The sequence below is a fragment of the Bisbaumannia pacifica genome, assembly GCF_007989625.1.
In the GTDB taxonomy this organism is placed as follows: domain Bacteria; phylum Pseudomonadota; class Gammaproteobacteria; order Pseudomonadales; family Halomonadaceae; genus Bisbaumannia; species Bisbaumannia pacifica.
This window is the reverse complement of record NZ_BJUK01000007.1, coordinates 45,306-65,877: the sequence shown is the minus strand read 5'-3', so window position 1 is coordinate 65,877 and position 20,572 is coordinate 45,306. Positions and strand designations below refer to the sequence as shown.

21 protein-coding genes are annotated in these 20,572 nt (G+C 67.6%); 17 read left to right on the top strand and 4 right to left on the bottom strand.

Going from position 1 to position 20,572, the window contains the following annotated elements:
* Positions 1-97: 97 nt before the first annotated feature.
* From HPA02_RS04420 to pdxH, 3 genes are all read left to right on the top strand, one after another.
* Positions 98-781, top strand: coding sequence for an AzlC family ABC transporter permease (locus tag HPA02_RS04420; protein WP_146801869.1), 684 nt, complete (start codon positions 98-100; stop codon positions 779-781).
* Complete coding sequence (locus HPA02_RS04415) at positions 778-1,125, top strand: branched-chain amino acid transporter permease (protein WP_146801868.1); 348 nt, start codon at positions 778-780, stop codon at positions 1,123-1,125. Before HPA02_RS04420 ends, HPA02_RS04415 begins: the two co-directional genes overlap by 4 nt.
* 259 nt (positions 1,126-1,384) lie before the next feature.
* Positions 1,385-2,026: a pyridoxamine 5'-phosphate oxidase gene (gene pdxH / locus HPA02_RS04410; protein ID WP_146801867.1), complete on the top strand. Its 642-nt coding sequence runs from the start codon at positions 1,385-1,387 to the stop codon at positions 2,024-2,026.
* A gap of 216 nt (positions 2,027-2,242) precedes the next feature.
* On the opposite strand, the gene HPA02_RS04405 is transcribed toward pdxH, so the two are convergent.
* Complete coding sequence (locus tag HPA02_RS04405) at positions 2,243-4,990, bottom strand: bifunctional acetate--CoA ligase family protein/GNAT family N-acetyltransferase (RefSeq protein ID WP_146801866.1); 2,748 nt, start codon at positions 4,988-4,990, stop codon at positions 2,243-2,245.
* A gap of 103 nt (positions 4,991-5,093) precedes the next feature.
* Here HPA02_RS04405 and HPA02_RS04400 point away from each other — a divergent pair, with 103 nt between their 5' ends.
* Positions 5,094-6,029 (top strand): histone deacetylase family protein, encoded by a 936-nt coding sequence (locus HPA02_RS04400; protein ID WP_146801865.1) that lies wholly within the window; start codon positions 5,094-5,096, stop codon positions 6,027-6,029.
* A gap of 116 nt (positions 6,030-6,145) precedes the next feature.
* Positions 6,146-6,778 (top strand): helix-turn-helix domain-containing protein, encoded by a 633-nt coding sequence (locus HPA02_RS04395; RefSeq protein ID WP_146801864.1) that lies wholly within the window; start codon positions 6,146-6,148, stop codon positions 6,776-6,778.
* Positions 6,779-6,845: 67 nt separating this feature from the next.
* On the opposite strand, the gene HPA02_RS04390 is transcribed toward HPA02_RS04395, so the two are convergent.
* Positions 6,846-8,282 (bottom strand): APC family permease, encoded by a 1,437-nt coding sequence (locus tag HPA02_RS04390; protein WP_146801863.1) that lies wholly within the window; start codon positions 8,280-8,282, stop codon positions 6,846-6,848.
* A 212-nt stretch (positions 8,283-8,494) separates the two neighbouring features.
* Positions 8,495-9,331, bottom strand: coding sequence for a formate dehydrogenase accessory sulfurtransferase FdhD (locus tag HPA02_RS04385; RefSeq protein WP_146801862.1), 837 nt, complete (start codon positions 9,329-9,331; stop codon positions 8,495-8,497).
* A 93-nt stretch (positions 9,332-9,424) separates the two neighbouring features.
* Here HPA02_RS04385 and HPA02_RS04380 point away from each other — a divergent pair, with 93 nt between their 5' ends.
* The 12 genes from HPA02_RS04380 to HPA02_RS04330 all read left to right on the top strand — a co-directional run bounded on the left by HPA02_RS04380 (position 9,425) and on the right by HPA02_RS04330 (position 20,006).
* Positions 9,425-9,856, top strand: a complete 432-nt coding sequence (locus tag HPA02_RS04380; protein ID WP_146801861.1) for a DUF3305 domain-containing protein — start codon at positions 9,425-9,427, stop codon at positions 9,854-9,856.
* Positions 9,853-10,386 carry a DUF3306 domain-containing protein gene (locus HPA02_RS04375; protein ID WP_244945856.1) on the top strand — a complete coding sequence of 178 codons (534 nt, stop codon included), beginning with the start codon at positions 9,853-9,855 and terminating at the stop codon, positions 10,384-10,386. Before HPA02_RS04380 ends, HPA02_RS04375 begins: the two co-directional genes overlap by 4 nt.
* A gap of 155 nt (positions 10,387-10,541) precedes the next feature.
* The gene (locus HPA02_RS04370) at positions 10,542-12,233 is read left to right on the top strand and encodes a 4Fe-4S dicluster domain-containing protein (protein ID WP_146801860.1); all 1,692 of its coding nucleotides are present in this window, start codon (positions 10,542-10,544) and stop codon (positions 12,231-12,233) included.
* Between the two features lie 4 nt (positions 12,234-12,237).
* Positions 12,238-12,900 (top strand): TorD/DmsD family molecular chaperone, encoded by a 663-nt coding sequence (locus HPA02_RS04365; RefSeq protein ID WP_244945855.1) that lies wholly within the window; start codon positions 12,238-12,240, stop codon positions 12,898-12,900.
* Entirely contained in the window at positions 12,897-13,112 is a 216-nt protein-coding gene (locus HPA02_RS04360; RefSeq protein WP_146801859.1) for a twin-arginine translocation signal domain-containing protein, read from the top strand. The genes HPA02_RS04365 and HPA02_RS04360 overlap by 4 nt, the downstream gene beginning before the upstream one ends.
* A 13-nt stretch (positions 13,113-13,125) precedes the next feature.
* Positions 13,126-15,984 (top strand): molybdopterin-dependent oxidoreductase, encoded by a 2,859-nt coding sequence (locus HPA02_RS04355; protein WP_146801858.1) that lies wholly within the window; start codon positions 13,126-13,128, stop codon positions 15,982-15,984.
* Between the two features lie 24 nt (positions 15,985-16,008).
* Positions 16,009-16,137 (top strand): hypothetical protein, encoded by a 129-nt coding sequence (locus tag HPA02_RS18530; RefSeq protein WP_276508198.1) that lies wholly within the window; start codon positions 16,009-16,011, stop codon positions 16,135-16,137.
* A 24-nt stretch (positions 16,138-16,161) separates the two neighbouring features.
* Positions 16,162-16,776, top strand: coding sequence for a formate dehydrogenase FDH3 subunit beta (gene fdh3B / locus HPA02_RS04350; protein WP_146801857.1), 615 nt, complete (start codon positions 16,162-16,164; stop codon positions 16,774-16,776).
* An 11-nt stretch (positions 16,777-16,787) separates the two neighbouring features.
* Entirely contained in the window at positions 16,788-17,840 is a 1,053-nt protein-coding gene (locus tag HPA02_RS04345; protein WP_146801856.1) for a formate dehydrogenase subunit gamma, read from the top strand.
* 89 nt (positions 17,841-17,929) lie between these two features.
* A complete protein-coding gene (locus HPA02_RS04340; protein WP_146801855.1) occupies positions 17,930-18,250 on the top strand; it encodes a DUF1244 domain-containing protein in 321 nt (106 codons plus the stop codon).
* Positions 18,247-18,777, top strand: a complete 531-nt coding sequence (moaB, locus tag HPA02_RS04335) for a molybdenum cofactor biosynthesis protein B (RefSeq protein WP_146801854.1) — start codon at positions 18,247-18,249, stop codon at positions 18,775-18,777. Before HPA02_RS04340 ends, moaB begins: the two co-directional genes overlap by 4 nt.
* A 23-nt stretch (positions 18,778-18,800) precedes the next feature.
* Complete coding sequence (locus HPA02_RS04330; RefSeq protein WP_146801853.1) at positions 18,801-20,006, top strand: molybdopterin molybdotransferase MoeA; 1,206 nt, start codon at positions 18,801-18,803, stop codon at positions 20,004-20,006.
* Here the strand turns inward: HPA02_RS04330 and HPA02_RS04325 are convergent, their stop codons facing one another.
* Positions 20,007-20,570 carry an acyl carrier protein phosphodiesterase gene (locus HPA02_RS04325; protein WP_146801852.1) on the bottom strand — a complete coding sequence of 188 codons (564 nt, stop codon included), beginning with the start codon at positions 20,568-20,570 and terminating at the stop codon, positions 20,007-20,009.
* Between the last annotated feature and the right edge of the window lie 2 nt (positions 20,571-20,572).

The following is a 20,572-nucleotide window of genomic DNA, read 5'->3' as shown; positions in this document are numbered from 1 at the left end:
TCGGCTCATCGCCAGCTTTTCGGGTGATCCATCCAGAAAATACATAAACCACCGTATATAATGGGGTCCTCGCGACGACTCACAGGGAGGTTAAGCGATGCCCCAAGACAGGCCATGGAAATCGGCCTTCTCCACGACGCTGCCGGTCATGTTCGGCTACCTGCCCCTGGGCGCGGCCTATGGCATCCTGGCCATCGACGTGGGGGTGCCGGTATGGAGCGTCCTGCTGATGTCCCTGGTGATCTATGCCGGCGCCGGCCAATTCCTGGCGGTGGCCCTGCTGGGCGCCGGCGCCAGTCTGCTGGAGTTGGCGGTCGCCACACTGATGCTCAACTCGCGACATCTCTTCTATGGTCTGTCGCTATTGCAGCCCTTCTCGGGCGCCGGCTGGCGCAAGCCCTACCTGATCTTCGCCCTGACCGATGAGACCTACTCGCTGCTGACCAGCCAGGCCGGCGCCCTGGACCATGCCCAGGCCTTTCGTATCAGTCTGCTCAATCAGCTGTGGTGGGTGCTGGGGTCGGCTCTGGGCGCCGCCATCGGCGCGGGCCTCGCCTTCGATAGCCGCGGCATCGAGTTCGCCCTGACCGCGCTGTTTATCGTCCTGACCCTGGAACAGGCCCGGCGCCTACGCCGGGGCCTGCCCTTCGTGATCGCCCTGTTCTGCGGGCTGGCCGCCCTATTCGTGCTGCCGGAACGTCATCTGCTGCTAGGTGCCATCGGCGCCGCCACCCTGCTGCTGCTGGGGCATTACCGCTACCACCGGGAGGCCGATGCATGAGCCTGACCGCCTTGCTGGCATTTATCGCCGTCTGCGCCCTCGCCACCTTTGCCACGCGCTTGCTCCCCTTCGTGGCCCTGGCGCGACAGGCCGATCATCCATTGATCCTGCATCTGGGCCGCTACCTACCGCCGGCGGTCATGCTGATCCTGGTGATCTATGCCCTTCGCGACTTTCGCCCCCTGATCGATGGCCGCCTCAATGCGGCGGCGAACGGCTGGCCGATGCTGCTGGCCGCCCTGGTGGTGGTCATCCTGCATCTATGGCGGCGCAATGCCCTGCTCTCCATCGTGATCGGCACCGCAAGCTATATGGCCATGGTCCAGTTGGGCTGGAGCCCATGAGTCGAAGCGACAGCCGCTTGCCATGGCCATCGTGATCGGCACCGCAGGCTATATGGCCATGGTCCCGTTGGGCCGGAGCCCTCGAGGTGCAAGTCACGCCGAGGCGTCGTAATCACCGTTATCGGTACCGTCACCGACATGGCCATGGTCCCGTCGGGCCGGAGCCCTTAAGATAGAAAACCACCCCCTGATCGACTCGGCGGCTGTTGAGCTCGCCTCGACAACCAGCGACCCTGTAAGAGACTTCAAGGAGACCACCATGACACGCAATATCGCCGATATCCGTCGCGACTATGAGGGGGGACGCCTGGATACCACTGCGACGCCCGACGCGCCGATGCCCCTGTTCGAGGAGTGGCTTGCCCTGGCACTCGACACCGAGGGCGACGATGGCAACGCCATGACCCTGGCCACGGTGGACAGCCAGGGGCTGCCCCACGCGCGCATCGTGCTGCTCAAGGGCATCGATGACAAGGGCCTGTGCTTCTATACCAACTACCACAGTCACAAGGGCAGCGAGCTGGCCAATGTGCCCCATGCCGCCCTGGTCTTCTGGTGGCCGAAACTGGATCGCCAGGTGCGCATCGAGGGCCCGGTCAGCCAGGTCAGCCCCGAGGAGTCGGATCAATACTTCACCAGCCGCCCGCGGGGCAGCCAGCTGGGGGCCTGGATCGCCACCCAGAGCGTGGAGATTCCCGATCGCGAATGGCTGGAGGAGCGTCAGAACCGCTTCGAACAGGCCTATGACGGCCAACCGGTGATGCGCCCGGCCAACTGGGGCGGCTATCGGGTCATCCCCGAGATGATCGAGTTCTGGCAAGGCCAGCCCAGCCGCCTTCACGACCGGGTACGCTACAGCCTGCGCGACGGCCAGTGGAGCAAGGTGCGTCTGGCTCCCTGAGGAGCTCGCCAGACGTCGACGGTCACTCCAGGGTGGCCGTCGTCTTACGCCGTCCGGTGCTTAATCCGGCTGACTCTGCAGGCGGTGACGCCACCATTCAGTTGTCATGAGCCGGTTCGACGGCGGCCTCTCACGGCATCAATCCGGTTGACTCTCCAGACGGTGGCGTTGCCATTCAGTTGTTACAAGCCGGTTCGACGGCGCCCTCTCACGGCATCAATCCGGCTGACTCTCCAGACGGTGGCGTTGCCATTCGCTACTCGGTTCGTTCAGGCGCAGGGTGGCATCGACCACCTGTTCCTCCATGTTGTAGCGCAGCCGGAAGCCCAGGTGTTTCATCAGCGCCCGCATGGGATGATTGTCCACCATGATCTGGCCGACCATCTCCAGGGTCCCCACCCCCTTGCAGTAACGAATCATCTTGTTCATCAGCAGGCTGCCCAGGCCCTGCCCCTGGAGGTCATCGCGGATGATGATGGAAAACTCGGTACGAATATTGTCCGGGTCGTTCCAGACCCGCACCACCCCCAGCATCTCCTTGTCGCCCTCCTCACCATGACGCTCGGCGATAAAGGCCATCTGCCGATCGTAGTTGATATGCGCCAGCATCGAGAGATCGCGCTGGGTCAGCGACGCCTTGTTGTGGAAGTAGCGAAAGCGGATGCTCTCCTCGGAGAGTTGGGTATGGAAGCCGGTGATCAGGGGCGCATCCTCGGCACGGATCGGTCGCACCTCCACCTGCATGCCATTGGGCAGGGTCAGCCACTCCCGTAGCTCCTCCGGGTAGGGCATGATGGCGTGGCGCGCTGGGGCCCCCAGGTCCATGGCGAAGTCCACCGCCACCATGCCATCGCGATTGAGCACCAGGGGGTTGATCTCCAGGCCCTGCAGCCGCGGCAGGTCGGCGGCCAGCTGGGAGAGCTGCACCAGCAGGCGGCGCAGTCGCTCCAGGTCGCGCTCCGGGTCCCGGGAGTGCTCGCGAATCAGCCGCGCGGCATGGGTGCGCTGAATCAGGTCGTCGGCCAGGGTGATATTGAGCGGCGGCAGCGCCACCTGACGATCCGCCAGGACATTGACCTTGTAACCGCCGATACCGAAGAGGATGACCGGGCCGAACACCGGGTCCCGGGTGATGCCGGCACACAGCTGCATGGAGTGCTTGCCGCGCTGCATGGGCTGCAGGCAGAACTCGTGGATCGAGCTGTCGGGAAACTTCTCCGCCACCTTGTCGGCCAGTCGATGCATGCCCTCGGCCACCTGGGCGGGACTCTCCAGGTCCTGCAGCAGCCCGGCGGAGAGCTTGTGGGGATGGCGCCGATAGCGAAAGGGGGTGCAGTTATGGTCGTGCACCACCTTCAGGGCCAGGGGCCCCTCGAGCTCGGCGGCCGCCGCCTCGCCCTCCGCCGCCGTGGTGGGATAACGGGACGGCGCCGCCTCGATGCCGTAGGCGGACAGCACCTGGGCGGTTTCGCTATGGCTCAGGCGCCGGCGTCCGGCGGACCAGGCGCGATCGATCAGCGTCCGACAGCGGTCGCGACTCGCCGCCGAGGTAGTGAACGGCAGGCTCGGAGGGGTCTCCTGGAGCAGCGCCTGGACGCGCTGATAGTCGACCATATGCATAAAGGCCTTGACCGCCTTCTCCGGCGACATATAAGTGGGCAGCCCCGCCAGGTGGCATTCATGGCGGGCCGCCATGGCCTCCTCCAGGCCCATCCAACTGGTCAGCAGGTTGCGCCGGAAGCGCTTGCGGTTGGCGATCAGCGCCTCGGCGGTGGCCTTGGCCGGGGCCAGCCGGGTCGGCGCATGCACCACCAGCACCGCGTCCACGTTGGCATCGGCGGCCACCAGTGCCAGCGCCTCCACCAGCCGCTCTGGGGTCGCGTCGCTGCCCAGGTCCACTGGGTTGCGTCCCGGCAGGGTCATGTCGAAATCTGCCGCCAGCAACGCCTCGCGGGTCGTGTCGGTGAACTCGGCCAGGCGTCCCCCGGCGCTGATCAGCTTGTCGATGGCCAGCATCGCCGGCCCCAGGCCGTTGGCGACGATGGCCAGGCGGTCGCCGCGCAGCGGCTTCATGCGCGACAGGGTCTCCAGGGCATCGAAGAGCTCATCGGAGTCGTTGACCCGGACCACCCCGGCCCGCGCCAGCGCCGCATCGAAGATGACATCGCGATTGGCCACCCCCGGGGTGGGCGGAAGCCCCGAGAGGTCCGAGGCCGCGGTGCGGCCGCTCTTGATGGCCAGCACCAGGCGATGTCGCGAGGCCTCGCGCAGCGCGGTCATGAAATGCTGGGCGTCGTGGATGCGTTCCAGATGCAGCAGCAGCGCCTGGGCGGGGGCGTACTGGTTGATGTAGTCGATCAGGTCGGGGAGCAGGACATCGACGCTGTCGCCCAGGGTCACCAGGTGCGAGAAGCCGATGCCGCGTCCCGCCGCCCAATCGATCATGGCATTGCCCAGCATGCCAGATTGCCCCAGGTAGGCCACCTTCCCGGCCTTGACCGGCTGGCCGGCGTAGGTAGCGTTGAGGCGCCGCCCCGGCACCACGATACCCATGCACTCCGGGCCCAGCACGCGAATCCCCGAGGGGCGGGCCGCCGCCAGCATGCGCGTGCGGATCGAGCCCTCGCCGTCGGCGCCGTCGTCGAGGTGGGAGCCCCCCGAGAGCACCAGGGCCGCCTTGACGCCGAAGCTCCCCAGGCGCCCGATCAGCTTGGGCAGGGTAGCCACCGGCGTACAGATCACCGCCAGATCCGGCACCTCCGGCAGTGCCTCTATCCGCGCCACGCAGGGCTGGCCGTGCACGCTGGCATAGCCCTTGCGATTGACCGCCCAGAGCGGCCCCGGGAAGTCACCCTCCAGCAGGTTGCGGATCACCAGTCCGCCCATGGAGTGGGGCTTCTCCGAGGCCCCGATCACTGCCACGCTGCTCGGCTCGAAGAAATGTCTCAAAAAACGTGTGCTCACCGCTGATTCCCCCGCATCGGTCAGCCCCCTGTGTACGACTTATTGGCACTGTCATGCAAGGCCACCCCGCGTTTAAGGTAGGGCTTCCTGGCCGGAGCCCACCATGATCACCGCCTATATCACCCATCCCCGCTGCCTCGACCACCATATGGGGCCGGAGCATCCCGAGAGCCCACTGCGCCTCGAGGCGATTCGGGCCCGCCTGTCGCTGAGCGGCCTGCTTCAGCAGACCATGCAGTCCGAGGCCAAGCCGGCCAGCGACGAGCAACTCGAACGGGTGCATCCGCATCGCCATCTCCAGTCGCTGATCAAGTGCGTCCCCGAGCAGGGGCTGATCTCCCTGGACGGCGACACCCTGATGAATCCCGCCAGCCTCGATGCGGCCCGGTGTGCCGCCGGTGCGGTGATTCGCGGCGTCGATCAGGTCTACCGGCACCAGGCCGACAACGTCTTCTGTGCGGTGCGTCCGCCGGGGCACCACGCCGAGGCCAGCGAGGCCATGGGCTTCTGCTTCTTCAATAACGTGGCGGTGGGTGCGGCCCATGCGCGGGCGCGTTATGGGGCGCAGCGCATCGCCATCCTCGATTTCGACGTCCATCAGGGCAACGGCACCGTGGACATCTTCAAGGACGATCCCGGGGTGCTGGTCTGCTCCAGCTATCAGTATCCGCTCTACCCCTGGCGCTACCTCAAGGCGGAGCACGCCAACGTGATCAATACGCCGCTGCCCGCCGGCAGCGATGGCGCCCGCTTCCGGGCGGCCATCGAGCGCGACTGGCGGCCGGCCCTGGAGGCCTTCCGGCCGGAGCTGGTACTGGTCTCGGCGGGCTTCGACGGTCACCGCGACGATCCCCTGGCGGAACTCTGCCTCACCGAGGCCGACTATGACTGGGTCACCCGCTTCGCCCTGGAGATCGCCGCCCGCTTCGCCGACAACCGCCTGGTCTCGGTGCTCGAGGGCGGCTATGACCTGGATTCCCTGGGACGCTGCGCCGAGGCCCATGTGCGGGCGCTGCTCGGGCTGCCCTTCGAGGGCTGACCCAGGCTGACGCCGCTGCCTATCCCGGTGTCGCCGGGGGACAGGCGCCGCCCCACGGCGGTGGGCGTTCTATGGTACGCTTTGGGGAAAGTTTTTTCCTATAGTGAACCCGCCCTATGACCGCCACCACCGATCAGGCCGCCGCCCTGCGTATCGCCTCGGGACGCAAGGCCTTCGTCGAGCCGCTGCGACTCGGCGAGCGGCTCAAGGAGATCCGTCTCGCCAACCACTGGACCCTGGACGACGTCAGCCAACGCACCGGCCTGGCCCGCTCCACCCTGTCGAAGATCGAGAACGATCAGATCTCGCCGACCTTCAGCGCGGTGCAGAAGCTGATCACCGGTCTCAACATCGACCTGCCCCAGCTGCTCAGCCCCCCCAAGACCCAACAGCGCACCCTGGGGCGGCGCGACCTCACCCGGGTCGGCGAAGGCCAGCTTCATCCGACCCCCACCTACGAGCACGAGTTGCTCTCCTGGCAACTGGCGCAGAAGCGCATGATTCCCTTCAAGACCATCGTTCGGGCTCGCCACTTCGAGGAATTCCATGAGTGGGTTCGCCACGACGGCGAGGAGTTCCTGATCGTCCTCGACGGCGAGATCCTGCTCTACACCGAGTTCTATGAGCCGCTGCGCCTGGAGCGCGGCGACAGCATCTACTTCGACAGCGACATGGGCCATGCGCTGATCTCGGTCAGCGACGAGGACGCCGTGGTGCTCTCGGTCTGTACCCGGGGCGATGCGGTCTGAGCCATCGTTTCCACGACGCAAAAGCCCCGGTCAATGACCGGGGCTTTTGGGTTCGGCTCGCGGTGAATCAGCGTCCGGGATAGGGATCGGCGCCGGCCAGCTCGCGATACATCATCTTGTCGCTGAAGGCGACGCCATAGCGCGCCCGGGACCAGCCGTAGAGCACCAGGCCCAGGCCCATCCACCCCAGGAATAGGGTCCACTCCACCGGCGCCAGGGCCGAGGGGCTACCCGGTAGGTAGAGTGCGATCAGGCCCAGGGAGAGCAGGACGGCGACCACCCCCACCGCCATGCCCTGACGCACCTTGAAAGGCCGTGCCATGCCCGGCTCCTTGATTCGCAGCACCACGAAGGAGAGCGACACGAAGAGGTAGGCGATCACGATACCCAGGCCGCCGGCGACCACCAGCCATACCAGTGCCGGCCGCCCGAAGAATGGCGCGATGCAGGAGAGCAGCCCCATCAGCAGGATGGCATTGGTGGGGGTGCGGTGCTTGGGGTGCAGCTTGGCCAGGAAGGCCGGCAACATTCCGGAGTGGGCCAGGGCATAGATGGCCCGGGAGCCCCCCACGTAGAAGGCGTTCCAGCTGGTGATGATCCCGGCGATGCCCGCCAGCACCATCAGGTTACCCGCCCAAGGCGCCTGGAAGACCGCCTGCATGGCATCCGGGACCGCCAGGGAGCTGGCCCCCAGGGCCTCGGCATCCAGCATCAGGGAGGTGCCGAGGATGATCAGCGCATACCAGAACACCGCCAGGATCACCGAGATCATCAGTACCCGGCCGATCTCGCGGAACGGCAGGTTGATCTCCTCGGCGGCCTGGGGAATCACATCGAAACCGACGAACATGAAGGGCACCATGATCAGCACCATCATGATGCCGCCCATCACCCCCTCGGAGGTGTTGAACAGCGGCTCCATGGTGGACCGCTCGCCCTCGAACAGCGCCCCGGTGATAAACATCACGCCCACCACCAGGATCAGCAAGGTGACCACCTTCTGGACCAGGGCCGCGGTGCGGATGCCCACATAGTTGATCGCCATCATTGCCAGCGAGCCGGCGACGCCCACCGCCACCCAGGTGGCCTGAACGTCCCAGCCGGCGATGGTCCACAGCTGCCCCACCGCATAGCCGGGGAAGAGATGCTCCACCACGGTGGGCAGCGCCACCGCCTCGAAGGCCACCACACTCACATAGCCCAGGGCGATGGCCCAGGTACAGAAGAAGGACGCGAAATGACCGAGTGCCCGGTAGCTGTAGACATGCTCGCCGCCCACCTGGGGCATGGCCGAGGCCAGCTCGGCGTAGGTCAGCCCCACCAGCACGATGGCGATACCACCGAGAATAAAGGCGGCGATGGCGCCGAGACTGCCGGCGGACTGAATCCAGCTACCGGTGAGCACGATCCAGCCCCAGCCGATCATGGCACCGAAGGCCAGCGCCAGCACATCCTTGCGCGCCAGCACGCGGGTCAATTGGGTTCCGGAAGGGGAATCCGTCATGGGTGTCTGCCTCTAGACTTGAATTATCGTAAGAATTTAATTTTGTCGACGTTTATGTATCTTATCTTTCACGGGCGACAAAGATAATTGACAAGCAAGGGAGAGACAAGCGCCCGACGAGATTCCGAAGAGTAAAGAGGACCCGTGGGGATAACGGGGCACGACAAGGCACCAGCCTTGTGCAAAAAATCAAACATCTGCACCAAAAGTGATCAGCAGCGATCCCCGGGGCGCCGCGGCGGCACCGCATCCAACACCAGCCGCGATTCGCCATGAATGGCCTGGAAGTGCTTGCCCTTGGCCCGGGCGATCAGCAACACCCCGAAGCGACTGGCCAGCTCCACGCCCTTCTGGGTTACCCCGGAGCGCGAGACCAGTACGCCGATGCCCATCTGGGCCACCTTGAGCACCATCTCCGAGGTCAGGCGCCCGGTGGTATAGAAGATGTCCGCCGCCGTCGACTCCGCCTCCTCCAGCCATTGGCGCCCGGCCAGGGTATCCACCGCATTGTGGCGTCCCACGTCCTCGACGAAATCGAGCACCGTTTCCTGGCGGCACAGGGCGCAGCCATGCACGGCCCCGGCACTGCGGTAGGTCGCGTTATAGGCCCCCAGGTTATCCAGCAGCCGATAGAGCACCGACTGCCGTAACCGCGTCGCCGGCGGCGTCGGCGGGATGCTCTCCAGCAGCCGGCCGAAGACGGTGCCCTGCCCGCAGCCGGTGGTCACGGTGCGCGTGGCCAGCCGTGCCTCCAGGTCCTCGGGGGGGTGACGCGTGACCACGGCGGCGGACTCCACCTCCCAGTCCACCGCCACCTGACACAGGTCTTCCCGGGCCGCGACCAGCCCCTGATTGCGCAGGTAGCCCACCACCAGGGCCTCCGGGTCGGCGCCCAGGGTCATCAGGGTGACGATCTCCCGCTTGTTGAGGTAGACCGTCAGGGCTCGCTCGGCGGCGATCGCCTGGCACCGAGCCTCGCCATACTCGTCGACGATGGTGATCTCCAGGGTGGCCGGCAGCCGGGCATGGGTTCGCGGCAAGGCAAGCATTCGCAACTCCTTAATCAATCGTTGATCGACATCATGGCGGTCTCGGCCAGGAGTGTCTTTACTGCAGGGGAGTCAAGCCGACACGAGCGCCCCATGCCTGCCACGACATCCTGCTCCCTGAGTTTCGACCTGTCGAGCGTGCCCGTCACCATCAAGGGCTTTACTCAGCGGCGCTGGCGAGTCACCGACCTGACACCCGGTGACGCCGGCCCCTGGTGCCTGGGGCTGCAACTGCTGATGACCGAGCGCGCCGCCTATCGCTTCAATCTCGATTCCTCCACCCCGCGACTCTTCCTGCGCGCCGGTGACAGCGATGCCCCCGAGCCCCGTCCCAGTGCCATCACCGCCAGCCAGGAGGTGGCGGCGGCCTGGATGGACGGTGAACAGCGGGTCCTGGAGGTGGCCATGCCGCTGGCCATCCAGGCCTGGATCGAGGCCTACCTGGCCCGTTACGGCGAGGCGCCCCCGGAGGGCCGCAAGAAAAAACGCCAGGGCGCCGGCCGCGCCCGGGAGCTGCAGCCATGAGAGAGACGGCCATGAATCGCCTGGCCCGCTGGTCCGAGCGCAAGCGTGAGGCGGCCCAGGCCGAGAAGCCCGAGGCCGCGCCACCCGCCGAGGAGCCCGGCGATATCGCCGAGGTCGCCCCGCATAGCGGCGAGGCCACCCCGCTGCCCGATCCGGACGACCTGGCGCCGGGCAGCGAAATCTCCGCCTTTATGGCCAGCGGCGTCGGCGAGGCCCTGCGCCGACGCGCCCTGCGGCGTCTCTTCGCCGGCGAGCAGTATGGCGTGCGCGACGGCCTGGATGACTACGACGACGACTATCGACGCCTTCAACCGCTGGCCGGCGAGCTGGCCGAGCGCCTCAGGCGCTGGACCCGCCCTACGGAAGAGACAGCCCAGGAAGATCCGGCGCAAAAAGAGACGGCCCAAGACGACCTATCCACCGAGGCCGACGGCGATCCGGTGCCTGGCGACCTGGCCTCCGCCGCGTCCCGGGAGGCCGGCGATGACAAGACACGCCCCGAACCCCCGCAGACATTAGACCAAGGATGATCTGGCGAGATACCCAGAACCGACCACACTCATTGATTAGCGATAAAAAATACGCCCAAGAGGCAGGCCCGGCCGCGATGCTCCCGGCAACGTCACAAGCCAGGACCGTGAACAGGGCCATGACTACAGACCGTGAATAGAATTCGTGAGAGACCATGACTCAACCGCTAGCGGCCGACGACCGTAACCGTCTGGCCCGGGAGAGCGCCTATCGCCGCGTCTCCTGGCCCCGCAACCTCGCGCCCAGCAGCGTTAGCTATGCCAGCGAAGGCCATGCCCTGCTGATCGGCAGCGAGGTCGAGGTACGCCGCGCCGCCGTGACACTGGAAGATCACGGGCTGGCGTCCGTGACCCTGCTGTTGAGCGAGGCCGCCTCGGCCATCGACGACGACGAGGCCGATGAGCTGCTCCGCCGGACCCGGGCCCTTCCCAGCCATGCCCTGAACCGCGGCGAGGCCGAGGCCCTGACCCTCGAGGGCTACCTGGGCCACTTCCGCGTCGGCCTGGCCCGGGACGGCGAGTGGCTCGACCTGGCCCGCGCCCTGGCCGGGCGCGATCACTTCGACCTGATTCTCGACCTGGGCCACCAACCGCGGCTCGACCTGGAACTGCCGCCACCGGGCTACCTGGCCAGTCGTGGCGCGCCCCTCGAAGCCTCGGCCCTGGCCGACTGGGCCGCCCTGGTCGGGGAGTTCGACAAGCCCCGCTACTTCGAGATCGATGCCGATCTCTGCGCCCATGACGCCCAGGGCAAGCGTGGCTGCAGCCGCTGCCTCGAGGTCTGTCCCGCCGATGCCATCGCCAGCCACCCGGGACGCATCGCCGCCCGGGTCGAGATCGATCCCTTCCGCTGCCATGGCGTGGGCAGCTGCAGCAGTGCCTGCCCCACCGGCGCCATTCGCTATCGCCTGCCGGAGGATCGGCAACTACAGCACACCCTCGCCGCCTGGCTCGAGCACTACCGCCAAGCGGGAGGCCGCGACCCGGTGGTACGCTTCGCCGCCGCGGCCGAGCTCGCCGACGAGGCCCGGGTGGCCGGCCAGCTGATCGACCTGCCCCTGGAGGAGCTGGGCAGCGCCGGCCATGATCAGTGGCTGGCGGCCCTGGCCTTCGGGGCGGCGGAGGTGCGCATTCAGTACCTGGCCGAGATGCCCGAGCGCCTGCGCAGCTTCCTGGACGACGAACTCGCCTTGGCTCATGGCCTGCTCGAGGCCCTGGGACTGTCCCCGGAGCGAATCCGAGCCATCGACGCCGACCCCGCGACCCGGGATGCCCCGCCGCGTCTCCCGGCCCTGACGCCCCTGACGAAAGCGCCCGAGGCACCGAGCAAGCGCGAGCGCCTTAACCGGGTACTCGATCATCTGGCCGCTCAGGGCGGCGGTGATGGCGGCCGCCATGCACTGCCCCGGGGCGCCGCCTATGGCGGCATCCGGGTGGATAGCCAGCGTTGCACGCTCTGCCTGGCCTGCGTCTCCACCTGCCCCACCCCGGCCCTGGCCGCCGGCCAGGAGCAACCGGCCCTGAGCCTGCGCGAGGCGGACTGCGTGCAGTGCGGCCTGTGCGAGGCGACTTGTCCCGAGCAGGCCATTGCCCTGGAGCCCGGTTTCCTGGCCGGCCCCGAGCGCAGCGAGCGGCGCCCCCTTCACGAGGCCGCCCCCTTCCACTGCATCGGCTGCGGCAAGGCCTTCGCCAGCGCCGCCACCATCGAGGCCATCAAGGCCAAGCTCGCCGCCCACCCCTATTTTTCCGGCGAGGCCGCCCAACGCCTGGAGATGTGCGAGGACTGTCGCGTCCGCGACGTCTGGCGCTCGCTGGCCCGGGACCCCGAAGCGCAACTCAAGGTATGACGCCATGGACGCCATGACAGAGACCACGACCGCAGGCCCTGCCGACGAGGAATCGACCCTCCACGCCGAGATCTATCGCCTGCTGGCCGAGCTGCTGCGCCAGGCCCCGAGCGGTGAGTTGCTCGACTGGCTGGGCGCACTGCAGGCGGAGGATGGCGGCCCCCTGGGACGGGCCTGGGACGGCCTTGCCGCGGCGGCCCGACAGGCCCAGCCGACGGCCCTGGAGCGGGCCCACTTTCGCCACCTGATCGGCGTAATCCAGGGCGAGGTGGTGCCCTACGCCTCCTGGTATCGCCAGGGCGAGCTGATGGACGCGGCGCTGGTCGACCTGCGTCGCGACCTCAAGCGACTGGGCATCGCCCGGCATGCCGATAACGCCGACCCGGAGGACCACCTGGCGGCGCTCTTCGAGTGCATGGCGATGCTTGTCGAGTCACACCCCGAGGCGGCGGCGACCTTCTTCGAGCGCCACCTGGCGCCCTGGGCCAGCGACTGCCTGGCGGACCTGGCCCGGGTCGACACGCCCTTCTATGCCCGGCTCGCCGAGCTGGGCCTGGCCTTTATGGCCCATGAGCAGGCGCGCCTCGAGCAAGCGTCCCGACTTCAGCCCCTGCGCGGGTTCAGCGCCCCCCGGTCATCCCACCACCAGAGTGAGGCCAAGTCATGACTCAACAGCGATCCGACACCCCCGTAAACCCCCGGCGCCGGCACTTCCTCAAGACCCTCGGCGCCGGCACCGCCGCGGCCTCGGCGGTCGCCGGCCTCGGCCAGGTGTCCCTGGTCCAGGCCGAGAGCGCCTCGCCGCACACCGCCGAGGCACCGCGCCGCTATCACGAGAGCGAGCATATCCGCGCCTACTACGCCACCCTGCGGGACTGAGGAGGAAACCACCATGCGTTTGACGCCCAAGCATGCGACCCCCAAGGCCGGCGCCGGCCTCGGCATCTCCCGTCGCCAGTTCCTCAAGCGCAGCGGCGCGACCACCGGCGGCCTAGCCGCCGCCGGCCTGATGGGGGCGCCGATGATGCGCCGCGTCGATGCCGCCGAGCGCACGCCCTATTCGGATGCGCCCGTCGAGACCCGCCGCACCATCTGCTCCCACTGCTCGGTAGGCTGCGGCGTCTATGCCGAGGTCCAGGAAGGGGTCTGGACCGGCCAGGAGCCGGCCTTCGACCACCCCATCAATCGTGGCGCCCACTGCGCCAAGGGTGCCTCCCTGCGCCAGCACGGCCACTCCAGTCGGCGCCTCAAGTACCCCATGAAGCTGGTAGGTGGCGAGTGGCAGCGCCTCTCCTGGGAGGAGGCCATCGACGAGATCGGCGACCGGGTCCTGGCACTGACCGAGGAGCATGGCCCCGACAGCATCTACTGGCTGGGCTCGGCCAAGTTCAGCAACGAACAGGCCTACCTGATGCGCAAGTTCGCCGCCCTGGCCGGCACCAACAACACCGACCACCAGGCGCGCATCTGCCACTCCACCACCGTGGCCGGGGTGGCCAACACCTGGGGCTACGGGGCGATGACCAACTCGCTCAACGATATCCAGAACAGTCGCTCCATCCTGTTTATCGGCTCCAATCCCAGTGAGGCGCACCCGGTGGCCATGCAGCACATCCTGCTGGCCAAGGAGCGCAGCCAGGCGCAGATCATCGTCGTCGACCCGCGTTTCACCCGCACCGCCGCCAAGGCAGATCACTACGTGCGCCTCCGCCCGGGCTCCGACGTGGCCTTTATCTGGGGCCTGCTGTGGCACATCTTCGAGAACGGCTGGGAGGATCGCGAGTATATCCGCCAGCGGGTCTATGCCATGGATGAGGTGCGCGCCGAGGTGGCCAACTTCCCGCCCGCCGAGGTGGAGCGTATCACCGGCGTCCCCGAGGCACAGATGCGCGATACCGCCCAGCGCCTGGCGGAGAACCGCCCCGGCTGCGTGGTCTGGTGCATGGGCGGCACCCAGCACACCACCGGCAACAACAACACCCGCGCCTACTGCATCCTCGAACTGGCGCTGGGCAATATCGGCGTCTCCGGCGGTGGCGCCAATATCTTCCGCGGCCACGACAACGTCCAGGGGGCCACCGACCTGGGGTTGATGTCCCACTCCCTGCCCGGCTACTACGGCCTCGCCGAGGGCGCCTGGGCCCACTGGGCGCGGGTCTGGGATCTCGATCTGGAGTGGCTGAAGAGCCGCTTCGACCAGGCCGAGTACACCGACGGCCAGCCCATGTACAGCAACGGCATCACGGTGTCGCGCTGGATCGACGGGGTCCTCGAGGAGGAGGAGGCGATCTCCCAGCGAACCCGGCTCAAGGCGATGTTCTACTGGGGCCATGCGGTCAACTCCCAGACCCGCGGCCCGGAAATGCAGCGCGCCATGCAGCAGCTGGAGATGATGGTGATCGTCGACCCCTACCCCACGGTGGCTGGCGTGATGCATGGGCGCAGCGACGGGGTCTACCTGCTGCCGGCGGCCACCCAATTCGAGACCACCGGCAGCGTCACCGCCACCAACCGCTCCATCCAGTGGCGGGACCGGGTGATCGAACCGCTCTTCGAGTCCAAACCGGATCACGAGATCATGTACCTGCTGGCCCGCAAGCTGGGCTTCGCCGAGGAGCTCTTCAAGCATATCCGCGTGGAGGGCAGCGAGCCGGTGATCGAGGACATTACTCGGGAGTTCAACCGCGGCATGTGGACCGTGGGCTATACCGGGCAGAGCCCCGAGCGCCTCAAGGCCCATCAACAGAACTGGCACACCTTCAGCTTCCGGACGCTGCGCGCCGAGGGCGGCCCCGCCGACGGCGATTACTACGGCCTGCCCTGGCCCTGCTGGGGCACCGCCGAGATGAATCATCCCGGCACGCCGATCCTCTACGACACCAGCAAGCCGGTCTCCGAGGGCGGGCTGACCTTCCGCGCCCGCTTCGGTATCGAGCACAACGGCGAGAATATCCTCGCCGACGGGGTCTTCAGCCGCGACTCGGACCTCAACGACGGCTACCCGGAGTTCACCGATCAGATGCTCAGGGACCTCGGCTGGTGGAACGAGCTGACCGCCGAGGAGCGCGCCGAGGCCGCGGGCAAGAACTGGAAGACCGACCTCTCCGGTGGCATCCAGCGAGTGGCCATCGCCCACGAGTGCGCGCCCTTCGGCAACGCCAAGGCACGCTGCAACGTCTGGACCTTCCCGGACCCCATCCCCAGGCATCGCGAGCCCCTCTACACCAGCCGGCGCGACCTGGTGGCGGACTACCCCACCTGGGACGACGTGGCCTCCCACTACCGGCTGCCGACCCTCTACAAGAGCATCCAGGACAACGACAACTCCGACCGCTACCCGATCATCCTCACCTCGGGGCGCCTGGTGGAGTACGAGGGCGGCGGCGAGGAGACCCGCTCCATGTCCTGGCTCGCCGAGCTGCAGCAGCAGATGTTCGTCGAGATCAACCCGGCGCTGGCCAATGACCTGGGCGTCGCCGACGGCGACATGGTCTGGGTGGAAGGTGCCGAGGGCGGCCGGGTACGCGTTCAGGCCCTGGTGACGCCGCGGGTGGCTCGGGAGGTGGTCTTTATGCCCTTCCACTTCGGGGGGATCTTCCAGGGCGAGAGCCTGCACGACCGCTACCCGGAGGGCAGCGCGCCCTATGTGCTGGGCGAGGCGGCCAATACCGCCACCACCTATGGCTACGACACCGTGACCCAGATGCAGGAAACCAAGTGCACCTTGTGTCGGATTGAGAAAGCCAGCTGACGGCCCGCATGGCAGGAGATTCCCATGGCTCAGATGACATGCATATGCGACGCGGAACGCTGCATCGAGTGCAACGGCTACGACACCGCCTGCGTGAACACCAAGATGCAAGAAACCAAGTGCACCTTGTGTCGGATCGAGAAAGCCAACTGACGGCCTGCGTGACAGGAGATTCCCATGGCTCAGATGAAATTCATGTGCGACGCGGAACGCTGCATCGAGTGCAACGGCTGCGTCACCGCCTGCAAGAACGCCAACGAGACCGAGTGGGGCATCCAGCGACGCCGGGTGGTCACACTCGATGACGGCCTTCCCGAGGAGGTCTCCATCTCGGTGGCTTGCATGCACTGCGACGATGCCCCCTGCATGGCGGTCTGTCCCACCGACTGCTTCTACCGCACCGAGGACGGCATCGTCCTCCACGACAAGGACCTGTGCATCGGCTGCGGCTACTGCCTCTATGCCTGCCCCTTCGGCGCTCCCCAGTTCCCCCAGCAGGGGGCCTTCGGCGAGCGCGGCAAGATGGACAAGTGCACCTTCTGCGCGGGCGGCCCCGCCGACTCCCCGGAGGAGGAGTACGCCAAGTACGGGGCCAACCGCATCGCCGAAGGCAAACTGCCGCTGTGCGCCGAGATGTGCTCCACCAAGGCGCTACTCGCCGGCGATGCCCAGACGGTGGCGGATATCTTCCGCCAGCGGGTGGTGCAGCGCGGGCATCCCGACGGCGCCTGGTCGGACAACCCCCGGGCCAGCGTCGATGACCTGGCCTATGACGCCACCCGTCAAGGGTAAGGAGGCGCGTGATGCACACTGCCAATCCCGGCCGGCGCTGCGGGTGGCTCGCCGTCACCCTGGTGCTGGCGTTCGGCCTGCTGCTGGCCCCCGCGCTGCTGGCCCAGGAGACCGCGGACCGGGAGACCGCCACCGCCGTGGTGGGGGTGACCCCCGATACCTGGCGGCTGGTCCGTAGCGGCGAGGTGGACGCCAACTTCCGCGACAGTCGCGCCGACTCCAACTACAACCTGGTCAACGCCAGCGGCGAGGGCTGGCGTCAGTGGCGCAACCGCTGGGTCTCCCCCTTCGGGCTGATCGCCATCGGTGGCATGGCCCTGATGATCGCGCTCTTCTACCTGCTGGTGGGCCGCAAGACCCTGGACGAGCCGCGCACCGGGCGGCTGCTACTGCGCTGGTCGGTACTGACCCGAGCCCTGCACTGGAGCGTGGCCACCCTCTTTATCCTGCTGGCCCTCTCCGGGCTCAACCTGCTCTACGGCAAGTTCGTGTTCCGGCCGCTGTTCGGCGACGCCATCTGGGGCGCCATGATCAGCGCCTCCAAAGTGGCCCACAACTACCTGGGGCCGTTATTCGGCATCCTGCTGGTGGTGCTGCTGCTCAAGCTGCTGCGTCATAACTTGCCCAGCCGCGAGGACCTGACCTGGTTCAAGAAGGGCGGCGGCCTGATCGGCAAGGGCCATGTGGAGGCGGGATTCGCCAATGGCGGCGAGAAGGTCTGGTACTGGCTGCTGGCCACCGCCGGGGTAGCGGTGATCCTCAGCGGCTTCGTCCTCGACTTCCCCAACTTCGGCCAGGGCCGCGACACCATGCAGTGGGCCAACCTGATCCATGCGCTGGGCGCCCTGGGGCTCACCGCCGTGGCCCTGGGGCATATCTATATCGGCACCCTGGGTACCGAGGGCTCCTTCGAGGGCATGAAGAGCGGCTACGTGGACGAAAGCTGGGCCAAGGAGCACCACAGCCTGTGGTACGAAGAGGTCAAGGAGAGCGCCGAGACGCCGCCGGCTCCCGCCCAGTCATCTCCCCCGGAGGATGGCACCCTGCCCCAACGACCGACCTGAATGAGGCCACGAAAGTGACGCAAAAGAGACCGCCCACCGGCGGTCTCTTTTGGTATGCTGGAATGAAAATTCCCCGAGGAGACAAGCCCATGCAACACTTGGACGATGCCACCCGCACCGAACTGGAAGCCGCCGCCTTCCGTCACCTGCTCAAGCACCTGGACCAGCACAAGGAGGTCCAGAACATCGACCTGATGATCCTCGCCGACTTCTGCCGCAACTGCCTCTCCAAGTGGCTGGTGACCGCCGCCGAGGAACGCGGCGCCGAGCTCGACTACGAGGCGGCCCGGGAATACGTCTACGGCATGCCCTACGGCGAGTGGAAGGACAAGCACCAGGCCCCGGCCACTCCCGAGCAGCTGGCCGCCCTGGAGGCCCGCCAGCAGGCCAAGAAGGAAGCCGGTCAATGAGCCAGGATCGCGACGCCTTCGTGCCCCTGCGTATCGCCGTGCTGACCGTCTCGGACACCCGCACCGCCGCCGATGATCGCAGCGGCGACGCCCTGGTGGAGCGCCTCACCGCCGCCGGCCACCAACTGGTGGAGAAGCGCATCATCGTCGACGACGTCTACCGCATTCGCGCTCAGGTGGCCGCCTGGATCGCCGAGCCCGAGGTCCAGGTGGTGCTGACCACCGGCGGCACCGGCTTCACCGGCCGCGACTCCACCCCGGAGGCGGTGGGCGTGCTGCTCGACAAGCGCATCGAGGGCTTCGGCGAACTGTTTCGCCAGCTCTCCTACCATGAGGTGGGCAGCTCGACCATCCAGAGTCGCTGCCTGGGCGGGCTGGCCAATGCCACCGTGGTGTTCTGCCTGCCCGGCTCCACCGGCGCCTGCCGCACCGCCTGGGACGGTATCCTCGCCGAACAACTGGATAGCCGGCATAAACCCTGTAATTACGCGAACCTGGTGATCCCGGAAAGAGGCACCCATGGCTGAAGTGATCCCCGAGCGAGGCATCCATGACTGAATTGGCCCCGATCGAGGCGGCGCTGGCGGCACTGCTGGAGGGCGTCGCCCCACTGGACGGCGAGCCGCTCGCGACGACGCACGCCGCGGGCCGGGTGCTGGCCGAGCCGGTCATGGCGCGCCAGGACGTACCCGGCTTCGATAACAGCGCCATGGATGGCTATGCCCTGCGGATCGCGGATGCCGGCGCCTGCCTGCCGGTGAGCCAGCGCATCGCCGCGGGCCAGCCCGCCGAGCCCCTGGCCCCCGGCAGCTGCGCGCGAATCTTCACCGGCGGCGAGCTCCCCGAGGGCGCCGACTGCGTGGTGATGCAGGAGCGGGTCGAGGTTACCGAGGCCGGCATCCGGCTGCCCGCCGAGCTGACGCCGGGTGACAATATTCGCCGCCGCGGCCGCGATGTCGCCGCCGGCAGCGAACTGCTGCCCGCCGGGTTGCGCCTGGAGGCGGCGGCCCTGGGCCACCTGGCCGGCCAGGGCATTACCGAGGTGCGGGTCCGCCGCCGCCCCCGAGTCGCCCTGATCAATACCGGGGATGAGGTGATCGAGCCCGGCACGCCTCTGGCCCCGGGCCAGCTCTACAACTCCAATCGGCCCATGCTGGCGCGCCTGATCGAGGACTTCGGCGGCGAACTGGTGTGCCTGACCAGGGCGCCGGATGACCTCGTGGCCACCCGTCGGCTTCTGCAAGAGGCCGCCGAACAAGCGGACCTGGTGATCACCACCGGTGGGGTCAGCGTCGGCGAGGAGGATCACGTCAAGCCGGCAGTGGAAGCCCTGGGGCGACTCGATCTATGGCGTTTGGCGCTGCGCCCCGGCAAGCCCCTGGCCCTGGGGCGCCTGCCCCGACCGGACGGCGGCGAGGCGCGCTTCGTCGGCCTGCCCGGCAACCCGGTCTCCGGCTACGTGGGCGCCTGGCTCTTCCTGCGTCCGCTGCTCGGCGCCCTGCTGGGCTGCCCCGCCCTGGAGCACCTCACCAGCGTCTGGGCCCGAGCCGACTTCGCCACCCGCACCCAGGCCCGCCGTCACTACCTGCGCGTAATGCTGCGCTTCACCCCCGAGGGACCGGTGGCCGAGGCCTTCGCCGACCAGAACTCCGGGGTACTCTCCTCCTGCGTGATGGCCAATGCCCTGGCCGTGGTGCCGGCCCATAGCGAGGTCACGCCGGGGGATCGTCTCGAGTGCCTGTGGCTGAGTGACTGATCAGGGGCGGCCAAGCTCTCGTTCCATGCTCGGCCAGAGACGGTAGAAGGCCGCCTCGAGACGGGGATACTCCGCCTCCAGCCAGGGGGCCAGTTCGGCCAGCCGATTGCCCGCCGGCAGGCGCCGCGCCAGACCCTCGAGGGCGCGCTGGGTAAAGGCAAAATCGGCATAGCCGTTGAGCCAGTCCTGCTCGACCAGCACCGGCATCATGGTCGCCAAGCGCGCCGGCGCCGGACGCGCCTCGAGCAGCGCATAGCAGCGCGCCACCAGGGCCCGATGGTCGGCCTCGCCCTGACCATCCCGGGCCAGGAAGTGGTCCCACATCAGGTCCAGGGCGATGCCGCTATAGCGCCGCAGTCCTTCCGGGCTGCGGCGGCGCAGCGCCAGCAGCTCCGGGTCGCCATCGATGCGCGCATCCACCCGGCGATGGTGGCGGATTCCCGCCGCCACGGTTTCCGGCCAGGCGCCGAGATCCCGCCCTTTCACCCCGTCGGCGATCAGGTTGCCGAAGAGGAAGTCATCGCTGCCGCGATGACCGAGCCAGGCATGCCCGAGGAAGTTCATGG